The sequence below is a fragment of the Aeromicrobium sp. MLTX1 genome (assembly GCF_046452335.1).
In the GTDB taxonomy this organism is placed as follows: Bacteria; Actinomycetota; Actinomycetes; order Propionibacteriales; family Nocardioidaceae; genus Aeromicrobium.
Window position 1 is genome coordinate 241856 of the sequence record NZ_JBKFDN010000003.1, and the last position, 18422, is coordinate 260277.

The following is an 18422-nucleotide window of genomic DNA, read 5'->3' on the forward strand; positions in this document are numbered from 1 at the left end:
CGGGCCTCATGCGCACCGCGCGCCCATCGTGCCCCGGCGCATGGAACCTCGCGAGTCGGGTACGTGAACCTCGACCGTCGAACCGAGGAGGATCCATGAGCACACCGCACCCCGACGCTCCCGCCGAGGGCCCCGATCCCGACGACCCGTCGACGCAGCCCGACCCGACCGAGCCGGACGACCCGCCGCACGACGCCGTCGACGCCGCGCCGAACCAGGACGTCCAGCAGCAGCTCCTCGAGCGCGACGGGCTGGCCTGAGGCGCCGATGACCGACGACAACCGACCTCTCTGGCTCGTGCCCGCGGAGGTCGCGGGCTCCGACGCGCTCCCCGACGCCTGTGACGACCTCGTCATCGGTGCTGGTGTGGTCGGCCTGACCACCGCCGTCCTGCTGGCCCGCGCGGGCCGGCGGGTCTGCGTGGTCGAGGCCCGCTACGTCGGCGCCGGCTCCACGGGTCACAGCTCCGCCAAGGTCTCGCTGCTGCAGGGCACGCGACTGTCCACGCTGCTGGAGCAGCACCCGCGCGACGTGGTGCAGTCCTACGTCGAGATGAACCGGGCGGGGTTCGACTGGCTGGTCGACTTCGCCACGGCGCACGACGTCCGCCTCGACCGTCGCACCGCGGCCACGTTCGCCGCCAGCCCGAACGAGACCTCACGGGCCCGTGCCGAGTTCGTCGCCGCGCAGTCCGTGGGGCTCCCCGTCGAGTGGACCGAGGAGCTCGACCTCCCGGTGCACGTGCACGGTGCGGTCACCCTCGCGGATCAGGCGCAGGTCGACCCCGGCTCGCTGCTCGCCGCCCTGGCGGCCGAGCTGCGCGCCCACCAGGGCGTGCTGGTCGAGGGCGCCCGCGTCGCGAGCGTGGACTGGGTCGGTCCGCCGACGGCCCACCTCGAGGACGGTCGCGAGGTGCGCGCCGAGTCCCTCGTCGTGGCCACGGGCTCGCCGATCCTCGACCGCAGCCTGGCCTTCAGCGATCTCGAGCCGCAGCGGTCGTACGTCGTCGGCTACGAGCTGGCCGACCCGCCCGAGATCATGGCGCTGTCGTCCGGCTCGCCGTCGGTGTCGCTGCGCGACGCCCGCACCGCCGACGGCCGGCCCGCGCTCCTCGTCGGCGGCTTCGGGCACGGCGTCGGACGCACCGAGTCCGAGCGCGAGCACGTCGAGGCCATCCGCACGTGGACCGCCGAGCACTTCCCGGCGGCCCGCGAGGTCGCCGCGTGGTCGGCGCAGGACTACACGACCGGCGACGGCCTGCCCCGCTTCGGGCGGATGCCCCGCGGCGGCGACCGGATCCGCTTCGCGACGGGGTTCGCCAAGTGGGGGTTCACGAACGGCACCGCCGCGGCCCTCGCGATCGCGCACGACGTGATCGGCGACCCGATGCCCTGGGCGGACAGCGTCGTCGACCACTCCTCGCCGCTGGAGTCGGTCAAGGGTCGCGCGTCGATCAACGCCAAGGTCGCCAAGGAGGTCGCCACCGGCGCCGTCCGCGCGCTGTCCGGGTCGGACACGCCACTGGAGCCGGGCGAGGGACGGGTGCACCGTGAGGGCGTCCACGTGGTCGCCGAGTCGCGATCCGAGGACGGCACCTGCCGGGTGTCCGGGCTCTGCTCCCACCTCGGCGGCGTGCTGCGCTGGAACGATCACGAGCGGTCGTGGGACTGCCCCCTGCACGGCTCGCGCTTCTCCCCCGAGGGCGACGTGCTCAACGGTCCCGCGACGAAGCCGCTCAAGCGGCTCGACGAGTCGACACCCTGAGGTGACCGCGCAGGGGCGCTTCCTGATCGGCGTGAGCGGCTGGAGCTACGACGGCTGGCGGGGCGACTTCTATCCGCAGGGGCTCCCCCGGCGACGCGAGCTGGAGCACGTGGCGTCGCGGCTGACGGCCGTCGAGGTGAACGGCACGTTCTACTCGCTCCAGCGACGCACGACCTTCGAGCGCTGGGCCTCGGAGGTGCCCGAGGACTTCGTGTTCGCGTTGAAGGGCAGCCGCTACGTGACTCACCTGCTGCGACTGGTCGGCGTCCGCACGGCGCTGGCGAACTTCTTCGCGTCGGGCGTGCTGGCGCTCGGCCGCACCCTCGGAGCGGTGGTCTGGCAGCTGCCCGCCTCGGTCACGTGGGACCGGACGCTCATCGAGGAGTTCCTGCGCCTCCTGCCGCGCACCACGGCGGAGGCGGCGGCGCTGGCGAGCGAGCACGACGACCGGCTGCCGCCCGAGCGCGCCCTCACCGAGGCCCTCGTCGACGCGCCGATCCACCACGCGCTCGAGGTCCGGCACCCGTCGTTCGCCGATCCCGGCTTCGCGTCGCTGCTGCACGACCTCGACGTCGCGGGCGTCTGGTCGGACGCGCCGAAGGACTGGCCCGTCCTCGACCTGCCCTCGAGCTCGATCGCCTACGCGCGCCTCCACGGGCACACCCGCCTCTACGCCAGTCGCTACAGCGACTCCTCCCTGGACGAGTGGGCGCAGTGGTGCCGCCGGCGGGCCGCCGAGGGCCGCGACGTGCACGTGTACTTCGACAACGACTCCGAGGGACACGCCCCGCACGACGCCGAGCGGCTGCTCGAACGGCTCCGCGGGATCTGACCTCCGCTCGGGTTGCCGACCCCCGGGGGCGGTGTGAGGCTGAAAGCGGTTGAACCCCCAGCCGCCCGGTTCTCTCCCGATCCGTCGGAGGCTCCATGACTGCGTTGTACGACCACCCGAACACCGCCACCTGCGAGGACCTCGTCCTCGAGCACCTGTCGCTCGCCACCGCACTCGCTCGCCGGTTCGGCAACCGCGGTGTCGACGCCGACGATCTGGAGCAGGTCGCGCGGCTCGCCCTCGTCAAGGCGGCGAAGCGCTACGACCCCGCTCACGGCCCGTTCCCGCCGTTCGCGACGGCCACGATCCAGGGCGAGCTCAAGCGCCACTTCCGCGACCGCGCCTGGATGGTGCGGCCCCCGCGCCGGGTCCAGGAGGTCCAGGCGCTCATCGCCGGCGAGCAGCTGCCCGAGATCACCACCGCGAACCTCGCCGAGATGGCCGCACGCCTCGGCGTCTCCCCCGAGGACCTCCGAGACGCGGCCGCCGCGCGGGGCTGCTTCCACCCCGACTCGATGGACGACGTCAGCCACGGCCGTCGCGAGCTCGTGCACGAGGACGACGACCTCGAGTTCGTCGACGAGTGGCTCACCGTCGCGCGCCCGCTGCGCGAGCTGGAGCGGGAGTCGCGCGAACTGCTGCACTGGCGGTTCGTCGACGAGATGACCCAGCAGGCGATCGCCGATCGACTCGGGATCAGCCAGATGCAGGTCTCGCGCCGGCTGTCCAAGGTGCTGACCTCGCTGCGTGGACATCCCGACCTGGCCGCGGCATAAAATGAAGGAGTTCCACCGGCTGTAGGAAGGATTGCGGGCGTGACCGGCGACACCACCACTCCCCTCATCAACCAGCTCGCGGACGTGGCCCTGTCGATGCATCAGGAGCACTCCGCCTCGGCGACCGTCGAGTCCGTGCTCGGCTACATCAAGACCGCCGTGGGCGCCCAGTACGCGGGCGCCCTGCTGTTCGGCGAGAAGGACAGGATCGACATCGTCCCGGGCTCGGACGACATCGTCGAGAAGGCGGGCACCGTCCAGGTGGAGGTCGGCGAGGGGCCGGACCTCACCGTCCTCGAGGAGGCCCAGTCCATCCTCGTCTCCGACATCCGCGCCGAGCCGCACTGGCCCCACTGGGCCCAGGCGGTCACGGAGCTGGGGCTGCGCAGCCTCATCAGCGTGAAGCTGTCCACCCGAGACCGCGCCTTCGGCAGCCTCACGGTCTACTCGATCCACCCCGATGCCTTCACCGACGAGGACCGGTCGATCGTGGAGGCGTTCGCGCGGCACGTCGCGATCGCGGTGTCGACCTCCGTGCGCGAGCACAACCTCAACGCCGCCATCGACTCGCGCAAGCTCATCGGCCAGGCGCAGGGCATCCTCATGGAGCGCTTCTCGCTGTCGGACGCGCAGGCGTTCGCGGTGCTGCTGCGCTACTCGCAGCACTCCAACGTCAAGCTGCGCGTCATCGCCGAACGGCTCGTCGCCGAGCGCACGCTGCCGCCCGAGTCCGACTGACCTTCCGCGGCGACACCTCCCCGTCGCCCCGGCTTGGTCCGGTTGTCGTAGTGGGGTGCAACACTTCAGTGTTCGCGCCCGGGCGAACGCGTCTTCTCGAGGAGTTCCGTGAATCTGTTCGCTCGCTTCAGCATGGCCAACCGCGCCCTCATCGCGCTGGTCACCGTGGTCGCCTCCATCGCCGGCGTCTACTCCGTGACCCAGCTGAAGCAGGAGCTGATCCCGGCCCTGGAGTTCCCCGCCGTCATCGTGGTCTCGCAGTACCCCGGCGCCTCCGCCGACGTGGTGGACGCCCAGGTCACCACGAAGGTCGACTCGGCCGCGAAGTCGCTCGAGGGCGTGGAGTCGATCCAGTCGACCTCCACCCCCGGCAGCTCGATCGTCATGGTCACGCTCGACTACGGCACCGACACCGCCTACGCGCGCCAGCGCCTCGAGAGCAGCCTGGGCTCCGCGCTGGCCGGCCTGCCCGACGACGTCGAGCCTCTCGTGATCGCCGGCAGCATCGCCGACATCCCGATCGTGCAGCTCTCGGTCTCGGGTGAGGGCGCCGACCTGGCCGACCTCACCTCGAAGGTCGACGAGGAGCTCGTGCCGCTGCTCGACGACATCTCCGGCGTCCGCGACGTCACCGTCTCGGGCGGTCCGGTCGACCAGGTCCAGCTCACGGTCCAGCCCGCGGCGCTGGCCGCCGCGAAGGCGAACGTCGGCGACATCGCCACCACGCTCCAGCAGAACGGCTCGCTGCTGCCCGCCGGCGCCGTCACCGACGACACCACCACCCTCAGCGTCCAGGTCGGCAGCGAGCTCCAGGACGTGAAGGACATCGCCGCGCTCCCCCTCGCGGGCAGCCCGGGCACCACGCTGGGCGACGTCGCCCGGGTCCGCCTGGCCGAAAAGGCCGCCACCTCGATCTCGCGAACCGACGGCAACCCCAGCATCGGCCTCGCGATCACCAAGACGCCCGACGGCAACACCGTCGACATCTCGCACGCCGTGGCCGAGGCCGTCGACGAGGCCGGCACCGCGCTTGGCGAGGGCACGTCGGTCGACGTCGTGTTCGACCAGGCGCCGTTCATCGAGAAGTCGATCGAGGACCTCACCACCGAGGGCCTGCTCGGCCTGGTGTTCGCGGTCATCGTGATCCTGGTGTTCCTGGCCTCGCTGCGCTCCACGATCGTCACGGCGATCTCGATCCCGCTCAGCCTGCTGGTCACCTTCGTGGGCCTGCTGGTGTTCGGCTACTCGCTCAACATCCTGACCCTCGGCGCCATCACCGTCGCGATCGGCCGCGTCGTCGACGACTCGATCGTGGTGATCGAGAACATCAAGCGACACCTCTCCTACGGCACGAGGAAGTCCGAGGCGGTGCTCACCGGCACCCGCGAGGTCGCCTCGGCGATCACGGCCTCGACCCTGGCCACCGTGGCGGTCTTCCTGCCCATCGGGCTGGTCGGCGGGCAGGTCGGCGAGCTCTTCCGTCCGTTCGCGTTCACCGTCGCGCTGGCGATGCTGTCCTCGCTGCTCGTGGCGCTCACGATCGTGCCGGTGCTGGCCTACTGGTTCCTGCGCGAGCGCCAGGGCGAGGTCGACCCCGTCGCAGTCGAGGCCGCCGCCCAGGAGAAGGAGCGTCGCACGCTGCTCCAGCGCGGCTACGTCCCGGTCATCGACTGGGCCCTGCGCCACCGCGTCATCACGCTGGTCCTGGCCGCGGTCCTGTTCGTCGGGTCGATGGCGCTCACGCCGTTCATGAAGACGAACTTCCTGGGCAACTCCGGCCAGAACACGTTCACGGTCGTGCAGTCGCTCGAGCCCGGCGCCTCGCTCGCCGCGATCGACACCGCCGCGAAGAAGGTCGAGGACGCGCTCACCTCGGTCGACGGCGTCGACACGGTCCAGGCCACGATCGGCTCGGGCGACGGCCTCGCCGCGCTCTTCGGCGGGGGCGGCGACGCCAACTTCGCGGTCACCACCGACGAGGACGCCGACCAGGAGGCACTCCAGGACGACGTCTCGGCGAAGCTCGACGACCTGCAGGACGTCGGCACGGTGCAGATCAGCGCCGCGGCCGCGATGGGCGGCTCGTCCACGATCGACGTCGTCGTCACCTCCGACGATCCGACGTCGCTCGACGACGCCGCCGCGCAGGTGCTCGAGGCGCTCACCGACGTCGACGGCTCGTCCGACGTGTCCTCCAATGCGCAGTCCGCCCAGCCGACGATCACCGTCACGCTCAACCAGGTCGGCCGCACGCTCGGCGTGAGCGAGCAGCAGATCAGCCAGGCCGTGTCGTCGCTCACCGGTCCCACGCCGCTGGGCAGCGTCGTGCTCACCGGCGCGCAGACCGACGTGGTCGTGCTGCCGGGTGGCGAGGTGCCCACCTCGGTCGAGGAGCTGCGACGGCTGCCGTTCGGCGACGCCACCCTCGGCGACGTCGCCGAGGTCGAGCAGGTCGAGCTGCCGGTGTCGGTCACGCGTCAGGACGGCGACCGCTCGATCACGGTCTCGGTCACGCCCGAGGGCGACGACCTCGGCACCGTGAACTCCTCCATCGCGAAGGCGATCGACGGGCTCGACCTGCCCGAGGGCGCCGAGGCCACCGTCGGCGGCGTGTCCGCCGACCAGGCCGAGGCCTTCGCCCAGCTCGGCATCGCGCTGCTGCTGGCGATCGCGATCGTCTACATCGTCATGGTGGCGACGTTCAAGAGCCTGATCCAGCCGTTCCTGCTGCTGGTGTCGATCCCGTTCGCCGCCACGGGCGCGGTGCTGCTGCTGGTGATCACCGGCGTGCCGCTCGGCGTCCCGTCGCTCATCGGCATGCTCATGCTGATCGGCATCGTGGTCACCAACGCGATCGTCCTGATCGACCTGGTGAACCAGTACCGGCGCCAGGGGGCCTCGGCCGAGGAGGCGGTCCGCGAGGGCTCGCGCCACCGTGTCCGTCCCATCGTCATGACGGCCCTGGCCACGATCTGCGCCCTGACCCCGATGGCGCTCGGCGTCACGGGCGGCAGCGCGTTCATCAGCCAGCCGCTGGCGATCGTGGTGATCGGCGGCCTGGCCAGCTCCACGCTGCTGACGCTCATCCTGGTCCCGGTGCTCTACCTCGTGGTCGAGCGCTGGCGCACGCGCAAGGAGCGTCGCCGCGCGCGTCGCGCCGCGCGCGCGGCCGCGGCCTGACGGTTGTGGTGCCTCCGGGCCACGGCTAGTATGCAACTTGTTGTATGCAACGAGTTGCATGAGTCCCGGCCCGGAGGTCACCCCATGTCCCTGCCCACCGTCCTCGAGAACCGCCTGTCCATCCCGGTGATGGCGTCGCCGATGTTCATCGCCTCGGGCCCCGAGCTGGTCATCGAGCAGTGCAAGGCCGGCGTGGTCGGCTCGTTCCCCGCCCTCAACGCGCGCCCGGCCTCGCTGCTCAACGACTGGCTCGACCGCATCGAGTCCGAGCTCTCCGGCACCGACGCGGCCCCGTTCGCGGTGAACCAGATCGTGCACCGCTCGAACAATCGCCTCGAGGAGGACATGGCCACGATCGTCGACCACCAGGTGCCGATCGTCATCACCTCGCTGGGCGCCCGCCCCGAGATCAACGACGCCGTCCACTCCTACGGCGGCATCGTGCTGCACGACATCATCAACAACCGCTTCGCGCACAAGGCGATCGAGAAGGGCGCGGACGGCCTCATCGCCGTGGCCGCGGGCGCGGGCGGCCACGCCGGCACCCTCTCCCCCTTCGCCCTCGTGCAGGAGATCCGTCAGTGGTTCGACGGACCGCTCGCGCTGTCGGGCTCCATCGCGCACGGCCGCTCGGTGCTCGCCGCGCAGGCCGCCGGCGCCGACCTGGCCTACGTCGGCTCGGCCTTCCTGGCCACCGAGGAGGCCAACGTGGTCGACGGCTACAAGCAGATGATCGTCGAGAGCTCCGCCGACGACATCGTCTACTCCGACCTCTTCACGGGTGTGCACGGCAACTACCTGCGCGGCAGCATCGAGGCGGCCGGCCTCGACCCGCTGAACCTCCCGGCGGGCGACCCGTCGACGATGGACTTCGGCTCGGGTGGCACCACCGACGCGAAGGCATGGAAGGACATCTGGGGCGCCGGTCAGGGCCTCGGCGTCGTCGACGCGACCGTGCCGACGGCCGACCTCGTCGCCCGCCTCGCCCGCGAGTACGACGAGGCCCGCCGCGACCTGCTCGCCGCCGTCCCGGTCTGAACGAGGCGGAGCCGTCGGACCGGGGTGCGGTCCGACGGCTCCGAACCGTAAGGCAGGCTTGGTCCCGCACGCCACGAAATCTGAACGTAACAAAGCAGACGGGAATGAAGCCTGGTGACCTTGCACGAGAGCCTCGGGACGATCTACGACGAAGTCCTGCACCGCAACCCCGGTGAGACCGAGTTCCACCAAGCCGTGCGCGAGGTGCTGGACAGCCTCAACCCCGTGGTCAGCAAGCACCCGCAGTACACCGACGCCGCCGTCATCCGCCGCGTCTGCGAGCCCGAGCGCCAGATCATCTTCCGCGTCCCGTGGGTCGACGACCAGAACAACGTGCAGATCAACCGCGGCTTCCGCGTCGAGTTCAACTCCGCGCTCGGCCCGTACAAGGGCGGCCTGCGGTTCCACCCCAGCGTCTACCTGGGCATCGTCAAGTTCCTCGGCTTCGAGCAGATCTTCAAGAACTCCCTCACCGGCATGCCGATCGGCGGCGGCAAGGGCGGCTCGGACTTCGACCCGAAGGGTCGCTCCGAGGCCGAGATCATGCGCTTCTGCCAGGCCTTCATGACCGAGCTCTACCGCCACATCGGCGAGTACACCGACGTGCCCGCGGGCGACATCGGCGTGGGCGGCCGCGAGATCGGCTTCCTCTTCGGCCAGTACAAGCGCATCACCAACCGCTACGAGTCCGGCGTCCTCACGGGCAAGGGCATCACGTGGGGCGGCTCGCTCGTGCGCACCGAGGCCACCGGCTACGGCACGGTGTTCTTCGCCGGCGAGATCCTGCGCACCCGTGGCGAGTCGTTCGACGGCAAGCGCGTCGTCGTGTCGGGCTCGGGCAACGTGGCCACCTACGCGATCGAGAAGCTCCAGCAGCTCGGCGCCACCGTCGTGGCCTGCTCGGACTCCAGCGGCTACGTCGTCGACGAGAACGGCATCGACCTCGAGCTGCTCAAGGACGTCAAGGAGGTGCGCCGCGCCCGCATCAGCGAGTACGCCGAGGGCCGCGACGGCGCGCACTTCGTGAGCGACTCCTCGATCTGGCACGTGCCGTGCGACATCGCGCTGCCGTGTGCCACGCAGAACGAGCTCGACGAGACCGACGCGAAGACGCTCGCACAGAACGGCTGCACGATCGTGGCCGAGGGCGCGAACATGCCCTGCACGCCCGAGGCGATCAAGGTCTTCGGCGAGTCGGGCATCACCTTCGCGCCCGGCAAGGCCGCGAACGCCGGCGGCGTCGCCACCAGCGCGCTCGAGATGCAGCAGAACGCCTCGCGCGACCGCTGGTCGTTCGAGTACACCGAGGAGCGCCTCGCCGAGACGATGCGCGGCATCCACGACCGCTGCCTCGAGACCGCCGACGAGTACGGCACCCCCGGCAACTACGTCGCCGGCGCCAACATCGCCGGCTTCACCCAGGTCGCCGACGCGATGCTGGCCCTCGGCGTCATCTGAGACCCAGCGAGAGCCGTCCGTCCCGGACGCGAGATGTGTAGCGCTGTCCACCCTTTCTCGGGTGGATCCGCCGGAAAACGGTGGATGCCGCTACACATCTCGCGCGGCGGAGCCGTGGGTCAGGTCGCCTTGCGGCGGAACTCCGGCTGCTCGATCGGCTTGCTGGAGCCGTGGGACTTCTCGCTGCCGTCGTGCTCGGCGCCCTCGGCCGTGGCGTGGTGACGGTGCTTCTTCTTGTCGAGAGCCTCGCGGAACTTGGCCTTCATCTCTTCGGAATCGGTCACTGCGGCCTCCTCAGGTCGTGTCCAACGTAGCCCGGCACACGGGTGGGCGCGAGGGCGTCACCACCAGTGCCCGTGTCCCTTCGGCTTGCCGACGTCGCCCTTGCGGTAGTCGCAGACGCCCTCGGGGAACACCTGCTCGAGGCGGGCGATCTCCGCGCGACTGGGCCGCCACGAGCCGTAGAGGCCCGACTTCACGGCCTTCGAGACCGGCTGGAGCGCGCACTTCCAGATGCCGCCCTCGTACGGGCCGCCGGCCACGCGACGCGAGCTGGAGTAGATCGGGAATCGCTGCGTGCACTCCCCCGCCGCCTTCGTGTCGAGGACGCCGTTCCAGACCTTCGACCCGGCGGCGATGACCTCGCCGCTCGTCGTGAAGCACGTGTCCACGGCGCGCGCCGGCTTGTTGCCCGAGACGCCCCGCTTCGGGTTCCGCGCGATGTTCGCCATCCACTCGTCGACGACCTCGAACGCCCGCAGTGTCGGGTCGTAGTCCTGCTGCGGCCGGGCGTCGGCGAACCAGATCACCTGGTTCGAGGCGTTGCCATCCACGTTGAGCATCCGCTGACGCGCCGCGAACGACTGCTGGGTGTTGTGCATGTCCAGCTCGTCCTCGAGGTACGGCCGCAGGTCGATGATCGGGATGTCGATGTCGCCCTGGAACTGCATGCCCGAGGTGTACGCCGCGCGGATGGCCTTCAGGTCGCCCGACCGTCGCGGCGCGGGTGCGTCGCCGCCGGGGCTCAGGTTCATGTTGCGCGAGCTCCACGGGTCGAAGTTCTGCGGCGTCGTGGCCCCCGCGAACGGAGCGCCCTCGGGCACCATGTCGCGGGCCTCCTTCCAGCTGCCCACTTTGGCGTTGAGGTCGACGAACTCCGCCGGCGTGATGACGCCGTCCTTCAGCGCCTGCAGGCCGTACTGGACACCGACGTTGTCCCACGGCACCCGCGCGTACCCGTCTGGGCCGGTGCCGTAGATGTTCACGAGGTCGGCGAAGTGGGTCCACTGGACGCCCTCGGTGCCCTGCGCGAGCTTGTCGAGGTCCTGCACGTCGGTGAACGTCGGGTTGAGCGCCAGCGGCGTGAGCCCGAACCAGCCGGGCTTGCACTCCATCAGTGGCGGCGCCGCGGAGCCGGGCGCCCGGTCCATCACCTGGTAGCCCAGCGCCTGCATCGCGCCGTACAGCTGGTTCCACTGCGCGATCTCGCCGGCCGACAGGTTCTTCGGCTCCTTCGTGCCGTTGAGGCCGATGATCGCCTGCCGGACCTCGGGGTCCTTCCACTTCGGGTTGGTCCGATCGGTGGCGTCGAAGTAGTGCTCCAGCAGCTCGCAGTCGCCCACGTGGATGATCTGCGTGACCATGTCGGGGTACGAGTACTGCGGGATCGCCGCGTCGATGATCCCCGGGTGGTTCTGCGCGTAGACGTACTGCTGGATCGCACCGCCCGAGCCGCCCACGGCCACCGTGTAGTCCGGCACGCCGTAGGTCTCGATCGCGCGCTCCTTGAGCATCAGCGCGGTCTCGCCGCCGAGCTGGAGGTTGTAGTGCGTGCTGGTGCGGGTGCCGCTCGACCACATGACGCCGTAGCCCTGGCCGAGCAGGTCGGCCGGCAGCATCGCGCTGTCGCTCGTCGTGCCCTGCGCGTGCCCGATGGCCACGCCGCCCTGGAAGCTGAACACGAGGCGGCGGTTCCACAGCGCGGTGTCGGGACGCTCGGGATCGGCCTCGCCCACGGGCGCGAGCGCCGCGATGCTGTAGACGAAGCGGTTGACCGTGCCGCGCTCCCAGCGCACCACGAACGGCACCTGCCTCCCGTCCTTCGTGGTCGTGGTCGCGGTGTCGGCCGGCGCGTTCGCCGGGTCGTCGAGCCAGTGGAACCGGTTGTCCGTGGTGGAGCGGTAGACGTAGCCGATGCGGCGCTCGGCGGCGCAGTTCGCGCTCCACCCGACGGTCTCGGCGTCGGCGGTCGGGTAGCCGCGTCCGTCCTGCGGGTAGTCGCCGTTCGCGTCCTCGCGCGCCACCGCGATGCCCTGCCGGTCCTGGTTGTCCACGATCGGCTGGCCGAGGATCTTGCGGCCGTCGAAGCGCCCCCGCGCCGTGGTGCAGACGAAGGGCTGCTGCTGGGGTCCGGAGAAGATCGGGCCGGACTCCGGGAAGTTGGTGACGCGCAGCGAGGCCGAACGGGCGCCGTGCCGGGCGCCGCGGCGGACCTCGGCCCGCAGCGTCGTCCGCCCGACCCGCAGGTCGTCGACGAGGCCGACGAGCGTGCGGTCGGGGGTCAGGGCGAAGGCGTCGGTGACGTCGGCCGCGCCGGCGCGGATCACCACGTCGGAGGGTCGCACCTGCTTCGGGATGCTCACCTCGACGAGCGCGTCGCCCGCGGAGACCTGGTCGGGTGCGCTCGACAGCACCTCGAGGCGCAGGGCGTTGCCGTGCCGCGGGCTGCCGGCCTCGGCGGCGACGGTGGCGCCGGCGACGAGCGCCAGCCCGGCGGCGCCGACGAGGACGAGACGAAGAGGACGGTGGTGTGCACGCATGGCCTGACTCCCCACAGGACAGCCCGAGAGACTCGATGTTCGAGCACCCTACTGTGACCTAAGTCACATTGTCACGCCCTGCGGACGAAGGCGGCTCGCCGCGGTCCTCCCGTGCCGTCTCGTAGGCGGGCTCGCGCAGGCGCACGACCCAGTCGTAGTTCTCCAGCCCCGGCACCGGCCGCCGGACGGGGTCGAACGAGGGCTGCTCGGTGGACTCGTGCAGCAGCCGCAGCACCGCGAACGCGACCCAGGCGCCCTGTCCCTCGGCGCGCAGCAGCACGTACTGGTGCGGCTCGGTCGGCGCGGCGGCCAGCAGCAGCGGACCCTCCGGCCCGCGGTACGGCAGCAGCGTCGTCGACAGGTGCCAGCCCGAGGACTTCACCGGGCGCAGCAGGAAGCGGCTGAACCGCCCCGAGCCCGTGCTGGCCAGCAGCACGTCGGCATCGCCCTGCTCGGGCAGCCGCAGGGCGATGCCCTGGATGTCGGGCCAGCCGTGCGGGAACCCGAAAGCGGCCGAGACGCGGACGATCGCGCGTTCGGTGCCCGGCTCGTCCAGCCACGGCACGCCGGTCGGCAGCAGCGTGCCGGTGCGGGTGAGCTCGGCCTCCCACACCGTGCCGCGCGGGTGCAGCGGCTTGCGGGCGCGGCGGGCCGCGGCGACGGCGTGCGTGGCACCCTCGAGCACCAGGCCACCGGCCCGCGCGGCCACGCGACCGGCTCCGGCGGCGAGGCGCTCCGCGGCGCGGGGCAATGAGGTCATGCGGGCTCCTGTCGGCTCACGGGTGCAACGGGGGCATCGTGCTGCCGGCGCGCTCGGGGATGCCCGACAGCAGCGCGTCGACGGCGTCGCGTCCCGAGTGCTCCGGGGTCCAGTCCAGCTCCACCCGGGCGCGCTCGGTGGACAGGAGGGGCACGCTCATGAGCGCGCCCAGCAGGCTGCCGGGCACGGGCGCGGCGTGCACACGCCACGCGGCGCCGAGCACGGCCTGCACGGCGCGGGCCGGGACCTCGACGGTCCGCGCGCCCATCAGCTCGCCCAGCTCGGGGCGCCGGAGCACCCCCTCACCGGCGAGGTTGAACGGGCCGCTGACGGGACGCTCGACCGCGGCCCGGATGGCGCGGCCGACGTCGCCGGCGTGGATCGCCTGGAACCGCAGTCCGGCAGGGACGGGCAGGATCGGGATGCGGCGCCGGTCCAGCAGGGCCGGCCGGGCGAGCGCGCCGCCGAAGATGCGCCGCTGCTCGCTCGCGGCGGAGCGCTGGAAGACGAACGCCGGACGCAGACGCACCACCCGCACGTCCGGGTGCGACGCCTCGAACCCGTCGAGCGTGCGCTCGACGTAGGCCTTCTCGCGGCAGTAGGTCGCCTCGGACGCGCCGTCCGTCAGCCAGGTCTCGTCGACGGGCGTGTCGTGCTCCACGGGCGAGTACGCCGCCACGGAGGACGCGACGACGACCTTCGGCACGCCGACGGCCTGGACCGCGTCGAGCACACGTCGGGTGCCCACGGCGTTCGTGGCCCAGGTGACGTCCTGGCGGTGGGTGGGCTGGAACTTCCAGGCCAGGTGCACCACCGCGTCGGCGCCGGTGAGGACGGTGGTGAGGTCGTCGTGCGAGACGTCGGCGGCGTGCCAGCGCACCGACGAGGCCCCCGCGTTCGAGATCTCCGGCAGGCGCCGCGCGACGGCGGTGAGCTCGTGCTCCCCTCCGGTGGACAGCTCTCGCAGGGCGGCGGAGCCCAGGTTCCCACTGGCACCGGTGATGACGATCCTCATGCAGGACACGTACCCGTGGCGCGGGCGCTCACACCCCAGCCGTCCCCGCGCCGCTCGACGAGGCCTTGCTCCTCGAATGCCTCGAGCCAGCCCGTCATGGGCCAGCGACCCCAGCGACGGTGGAACAGCGCGCCGTTGCGCAGGATGTCGTCGAGGTGGTCCACCGGGGGCCGCTGCACGGGGTGGTGCTGGTGGAACGCCCGCGCGCCGCCCGTCCAGCCGAGGTCGACGCCCGCCCGCGCGGCGCACTGCGCGAAGTCGGTGTCCTCGCCGCCGTAGCCGACGTACTCCTCGTGGAAGCCGCCGATCCGCGCCCACGTGTCACGGTGCACGGCGAACGAGAGCGACCAGAAGAGGTCGGGATCGCCGCCGCGGATCCGCTCCCCCGGGGCCGGGGCGGGACGCGCGCGATGGGGCGCGTCCCACCGCGCGAGGTCCTCCGGGTAGCCCTCAGGCGGCGGAGGCGGGAGATACGTGACCGGCCCGCACCACAGCAGGCCCGGATCGGCCGTGACGGCATCGACGTAGTCCTGCACGAGTCCCGGCGCGACCAGGCAGTCGACGTCGAGGAGCACCAGCACCTCGGCGCCGGCGCGGATCGCGGCGTCGGCACCCGCGTTGCGCGCGGCGGCCAGCGGCAGGCCGCGCGGGTCGCGGTCGATCGCGACGACCTCCACGGCGGGCGCCTCCGGGGTCCACTCCAGCAGCTCGGGGTCGTCCATCGCCACGAGCACGCGCTGGTCGGGCAGGCGGGTGCTGCGGGCGAGGCTCGCGTGCTGCGCCCGCAGGTGGTCGTGGCGCCCGTGGGCGACCGTGATCACCGCGACGGAGGTCATCGCGCGACCGACTCCCCGACGAGCCGCGCGACGAGGCCCGCGAACCGCTCGGGCGCCCGGCCGTCGCACCAGCGCTCCCAGCGTGATCCGTCGAGGCGCGCGGCGCGCTCCAGCAGCTCCGCCCAGCCGGTGGCGGGGAACGCGAACTCGACGACCGCCGGCCAGGTCTCCCCCGCCAGCACGCGCGCGGTGGAGTGCTGCTCGTCGTGCGGCCGGTCGGCGGGGACGACGATCGCCGGTCGACGGGCCGCGGCGACCTCGGCGATCGCGTTCTGGCCGGCGTGCGTCACCACGACGTCGGCCTCGCAGATCGAGGGGAACGGATCGGTGAGCCACGGTCCGTAGGCACCGCCCAGCACCTCCCACTGCCAGCCGGGCGTCTGGGCCCGGGCGACCTCGAGCTCCGCGTCGGTGAGGCCGCCGCCGCCCCGGCCGCCGAGCACGACGACGCATCGCGCCGCCGAGGTTCGCACGGCGGGCTCGTCGCACACCGGGAACCGCGAGACGGCCCCGACGCGGTGGAGCGGCTCGTCCACGCCACGCACCATGCCCTCGGCCTCCTCGGGCCAGAACGCGACGAGCGCGCTGGAGGCAGCGCGGCCGAGCCGGTGGGCGCGGTCGCCACGGTCGCCGGGCAGGACGACCGAGACCACCGGGATGCCGTGCAGACGCGCCAGCAGCGCGACCTCGACCGAGACGTCGCTGACGAGCAGGGACGGCACCGCCTCCGCGATCCAGGCGGAGATCGCGGCCATCCGCGAGCGCAGTCCCGGCTCGCCGAACGGCGCCCAGTGCAGGAAGCCGTCCGCGGTGTCGCCGGCCTCCTCGGCCCACGTGTCGTCGCGCTCGAGCCGGACCCACTCCCCCGTCCAGCCGTCCGGTCTCGGCAGGGACGACAGGCCGGTCACGGGCTCGTCGAGCGCCTGCGCGAGGACGGTGGCCCGGTGCAGGTGACCGCTGCCCTGGTGGTGGACGTAGTAGCCGATCATGCGGCGAGCGGCGTCGACACCGCCCGGTACAGGACCTCGTACCGCTCCACCATCGTCGCGATCGAGCAGCGCTCGACCGCGGCCCGCCGGACACGCGACCGGTCGAGCCGGGCCGCATGATGCATCGCGCGGGCCAGACCCTCGACGTCATCCGCTTCGGCGAGCGCGCCGACGGTGTCGTCGACGAACTCCGGCAGGGCTCCCCGCGCGAACGCGGCGACGGGCGTGCCGCAGGCCATCGCCTCGGCGGCCACAAGTCCGTAGGGCTCGTCCCACATCGGCGTCACCACGGCCACCCGCGCCGATCCCACGGCCGCCCGCAGCGAGTCGTGCGTGAGGTGGCCGAGGTACCGCACGTCGCTGCCGAGCCGCGGCTCGACCTGTGTCCGGAAGTAGTGCGCGTCCAGCGACGGCCCGGCGAGGTCGAGCGGCATCCCCGCCGCCCGAGCCGCGTCGATCGCCAGGTGCGGACCCTTCTCGGGCACGAGCCGGCCCGACCAGATCGCCGCGCGGCCGCCGGGCCCGGGACGCCACCACTCGACGTCCACCCCGTTGGGGATGGTCGTCGTCGGCGTGACGTGCGCCCACGCCTGCGCCGTGAAGCGGCTGACCGCCACGAACGTGCTGTCGGGCGAGGCGTACTTCAGGGCCGACTCCAGCCACGGCACCGGCGGCGTGTGCAGCGTCGTCACCATCGGCACGTCGAGCATCGCCGACATCGCGACCGGCAGGTGGTGGAGGCTGTTGTTGTGGATGACGTCGAACCGACGGGCGTTCCGCGCGAGGTCGAGCATGAGCCCGAGGTAGGCGTGGTGTTCGTCCATCCAGGCTCCGGGCGTCACGTCGACGTCCGGCCGGTTCACGTCCTCGTGGCGCAGCGCCTCCACCGGCAGCTCGGCCGTGCGCAGGCCCGGGTCCGATCCGGGCGCCGCGAACAGCGAGACCTCGTGGCCGCGCTCGGTGAGCTGGCGGGCGAGGGCGTGCGTGTGCGCCTCGAGGCCGCCGGCGAAGGGCTCGCTGATCGGGAACCGGCTCGAGGCGATGAGGCAGATCCGCAGGCCGCTCACGACAGCAGCCTCCGGTAGAGCTCCTCGTGGGCACGGGCCACGGCGATCCGCTGGGCTCGACGCTCGTCCACGTCGGCCCCGTGGTCGGGTCGGGCGGCGTGCGCGAACCGGATCGCGTCGCGCAGCGACTCGGCGTCGAAGTGCGACTCGTCGAAGCCGTAGCTCAGCACCGGCCCCTGGTCGGCGTAGAAGCCGCAGGTCGGCGCCACCACGGTGGTGCCGAGGTCGCGGCACGCCTCCAGCCAGCCCGAGTGCGTGCCGAAGCGGTAGGGCAGGACGGCCACGTCCAGGCTCGCGAGGTACTCCCACAGCTGGTCGTCGGGCAGGAAGTCGTGGACGCGCAGGTCGATCCGGCCCGCGGCGGCCTTCTGCTCCAGCCACCGCGCGAGCTCGTCGTCGCGGCGGGCGCCGTCGGCGTCCAGGACGTCGTGGTGACCATTGACCTGCAGGACGGCGTCCGGCAGACCGGCGAGCGTCTCGTCGAGCACCTCCAGCACCGGGAACGGGTCCATCGACTCGCGCAGGCTCTTGATGTGCACGCCCACCCGGAACTCGTCCGTGTCACGGTCGGCCCGCTCGCGCCGCAGCCGTGCCATCGTGTCGAGCTCGACGACGTGCGGGTGCGGCAGCACGAGCGCCTCACGGTCCCAGCGGCGCCGGATCTGCGCCGCGGCGCCCTCGGTGAGGGTCACCACCGCGTCGGCGGCGGTGATGAGGACGCCCAGCTGCTCCTCGTGCAGCTGCGGGGTCGGGTGGTGGGGGTTGCGCAGGTCGTGCGCCGTCAGCACGAGCGGCTTGCCGCGCTCCCGCAGCACGTCGACGAGCCGCTGGAGGTCCTCCGCCGAGCAGGCGTCGAAGCCGAACTGCACGTGGAACACGTCGAAGTCGGCCGTGGCGGCCCACTCCGGGCGCAGCATCACCGGGGGCCACCACGTGCTCGTGGTCGAGCGCGACGGGTGCTTCGGGTCGGGGTCCGGCAGGTGCACGAACGGGCTCGGCCCGTCCGGCGGACGCAGGTGCCGCACGTAGACGTGCGTCGAGGGGACCGAGGCGATGCGCAGCGGCTCGGTGGCGGCGCGCTCCGCCCCGGACCACGGACGGGCGTCCGTGGTCCGGAGCGGCGGGAGGGAGTGGGTGGTCAAGAGGCCCT

16 protein-coding genes are annotated in these 18422 nt (G+C 72.2%); 8 read left to right on the forward strand and 8 right to left on the reverse strand.

Going from position 1 to position 18422, the window contains the following annotated elements; all coding sequences use genetic code 11:
• Nucleotides 1-95 precede the first annotated feature (95 nt).
• From ACK99Q_RS16665 to gdhA, 8 genes are all read left to right on the forward strand, one after another.
• Entirely contained in the window at nucleotides 96-260 is a 165-nt protein-coding gene (locus tag ACK99Q_RS16665) for a hypothetical protein (RefSeq protein WP_179425700.1), read from the forward strand.
• 7 nt (nucleotides 261-267) lie between these two features.
• Nucleotides 268-1764: an FAD-dependent oxidoreductase gene (locus tag ACK99Q_RS16670; protein ID WP_410187219.1), complete on the forward strand. Its 1497-nt coding sequence runs from the start codon at nucleotides 268-270 to the stop codon at nucleotides 1762-1764.
• Between the two features lies 1 nt (nucleotide 1765).
• Nucleotides 1766-2596 (forward strand): DUF72 domain-containing protein, encoded by an 831-nt coding sequence (locus ACK99Q_RS16675; RefSeq protein WP_410187220.1) that lies wholly within the window; start codon nucleotides 1766-1768, stop codon nucleotides 2594-2596.
• 95 nt (nucleotides 2597-2691) lie between these two features.
• Nucleotides 2692-3372, forward strand: coding sequence for a sigma-70 family RNA polymerase sigma factor (locus ACK99Q_RS16680; RefSeq protein ID WP_410187221.1), 681 nt, complete (start codon nucleotides 2692-2694; stop codon nucleotides 3370-3372).
• Nucleotides 3373-3411: 39 nt separating this feature from the next.
• Nucleotides 3412-4110: a GAF and ANTAR domain-containing protein gene (locus ACK99Q_RS16685; RefSeq protein ID WP_410187222.1), complete on the forward strand. Its 699-nt coding sequence runs from the start codon at nucleotides 3412-3414 to the stop codon at nucleotides 4108-4110.
• Between the two features lie 108 nt (nucleotides 4111-4218).
• Nucleotides 4219-7290 (forward strand): efflux RND transporter permease subunit, encoded by a 3072-nt coding sequence (locus ACK99Q_RS16690; RefSeq protein ID WP_410187223.1) that lies wholly within the window; start codon nucleotides 4219-4221, stop codon nucleotides 7288-7290.
• Nucleotides 7291-7374: 84 nt separating this feature from the next.
• Nucleotides 7375-8328, forward strand: a complete 954-nt coding sequence (locus ACK99Q_RS16695) for an NAD(P)H-dependent flavin oxidoreductase (RefSeq protein ID WP_410187224.1) — start codon at nucleotides 7375-7377, stop codon at nucleotides 8326-8328.
• A gap of 120 nt (nucleotides 8329-8448) precedes the next feature.
• Nucleotides 8449-9786: an NADP-specific glutamate dehydrogenase gene (gene gdhA, locus ACK99Q_RS16700; RefSeq protein WP_410187331.1), complete on the forward strand. Its 1338-nt coding sequence runs from the start codon at nucleotides 8449-8451 to the stop codon at nucleotides 9784-9786.
• 119 nt (nucleotides 9787-9905) lie between these two features.
• On the opposite strand, the gene ACK99Q_RS16705 is transcribed toward gdhA, so the two are convergent.
• From ACK99Q_RS16705 to ACK99Q_RS16740, 8 genes are read right to left on the reverse strand one after another with little or no spacing between them, the layout of a single operon-like run.
• Complete coding sequence (locus ACK99Q_RS16705) at nucleotides 9906-10070, reverse strand: DUF5302 domain-containing protein (protein WP_410187225.1); 165 nt, start codon at nucleotides 10068-10070, stop codon at nucleotides 9906-9908.
• Nucleotides 10071-10127: 57 nt separating this feature from the next.
• Nucleotides 10128-12605 carry a DUF6351 family protein gene (locus ACK99Q_RS16710; protein ID WP_410187226.1) on the reverse strand — a complete coding sequence of 826 codons (2478 nt, stop codon included), beginning with the start codon at nucleotides 12603-12605 and terminating at the stop codon, nucleotides 10128-10130.
• 58 nt (nucleotides 12606-12663) lie between these two features.
• Nucleotides 12664-13365 carry a hypothetical protein gene (locus tag ACK99Q_RS16715; RefSeq protein ID WP_410187227.1) on the reverse strand — a complete coding sequence of 234 codons (702 nt, stop codon included), beginning with the start codon at nucleotides 13363-13365 and terminating at the stop codon, nucleotides 12664-12666.
• 16 nt (nucleotides 13366-13381) lie between these two features.
• Nucleotides 13382-14380 carry an NAD-dependent epimerase/dehydratase family protein gene (locus ACK99Q_RS16720; protein ID WP_410187228.1) on the reverse strand — a complete coding sequence of 333 codons (999 nt, stop codon included), beginning with the start codon at nucleotides 14378-14380 and terminating at the stop codon, nucleotides 13382-13384.
• Complete coding sequence (locus tag ACK99Q_RS16725; protein ID WP_410187229.1) at nucleotides 14377-15216, reverse strand: glycosyltransferase family 2 protein; 840 nt, start codon at nucleotides 15214-15216, stop codon at nucleotides 14377-14379. The genes ACK99Q_RS16720 and ACK99Q_RS16725 overlap by 4 nt, the downstream gene beginning before the upstream one ends.
• Nucleotides 15213-16205 carry a glycosyltransferase gene (locus ACK99Q_RS16730; protein ID WP_410187230.1) on the reverse strand — a complete coding sequence of 331 codons (993 nt, stop codon included), beginning with the start codon at nucleotides 16203-16205 and terminating at the stop codon, nucleotides 15213-15215. The genes ACK99Q_RS16725 and ACK99Q_RS16730 overlap by 4 nt, the downstream gene beginning before the upstream one ends.
• Nucleotides 16202-17272: a glycosyltransferase family 4 protein gene (locus ACK99Q_RS16735; protein ID WP_410187231.1), complete on the reverse strand. Its 1071-nt coding sequence runs from the start codon at nucleotides 17270-17272 to the stop codon at nucleotides 16202-16204. Before ACK99Q_RS16735 ends, ACK99Q_RS16730 begins: the two co-directional genes overlap by 4 nt.
• The gene (locus ACK99Q_RS16740; RefSeq protein ID WP_410187232.1) at nucleotides 17269-18414 is read right to left on the reverse strand and encodes a glycosyltransferase family 1 protein; all 1146 of its coding nucleotides are present in this window, start codon (nucleotides 18412-18414) and stop codon (nucleotides 17269-17271) included. The genes ACK99Q_RS16735 and ACK99Q_RS16740 overlap by 4 nt, the downstream gene beginning before the upstream one ends.
• Nucleotides 18415-18422 lie beyond the last annotated feature (8 nt).

Excerpts from the sequence above, each read along its gene's own strand:
- ACK99Q_RS16665 (WP_179425700.1), top strand. The coding sequence starts at position 96 with ATGAGCACACCGCACCCCGACGCTCCCGCCGAGGGCCCCGATCCCGAC.
- ACK99Q_RS16670 (WP_410187219.1), top strand. The coding sequence starts at position 268 with ATGACCGACGACAACCGACCTCTCTGGCTCGTGCCCGCGGAGGTCGCG.
- ACK99Q_RS16680 (WP_410187221.1), top strand. The coding sequence starts at position 2,692 with ATGACTGCGTTGTACGACCACCCGAACACCGCCACCTGCGAGGACCTC.
- ACK99Q_RS16695 (WP_410187224.1), top strand. The coding sequence starts at position 7,375 with ATGTCCCTGCCCACCGTCCTCGAGAACCGCCTGTCCATCCCGGTGATG.
- ACK99Q_RS16710 (WP_410187226.1), bottom strand. The coding sequence starts at position 12,605 with ATGCGTGCACACCACCGTCCTCTTCGTCTCGTCCTCGTCGGCGCCGCC.
- ACK99Q_RS16715 (WP_410187227.1), bottom strand. The coding sequence starts at position 13,365 with ATGACCTCATTGCCCCGCGCCGCGGAGCGCCTCGCCGCCGGAGCCGGT.
- ACK99Q_RS16720 (WP_410187228.1), bottom strand. The coding sequence starts at position 14,380 with ATGAGGATCGTCATCACCGGTGCCAGTGGGAACCTGGGCTCCGCCGCC.
- ACK99Q_RS16725 (WP_410187229.1), bottom strand. The coding sequence starts at position 15,216 with ATGACCTCCGTCGCGGTGATCACGGTCGCCCACGGGCGCCACGACCAC.
- ACK99Q_RS16730 (WP_410187230.1), bottom strand. The coding sequence starts at position 16,205 with ATGATCGGCTACTACGTCCACCACCAGGGCAGCGGTCACCTGCACCGG.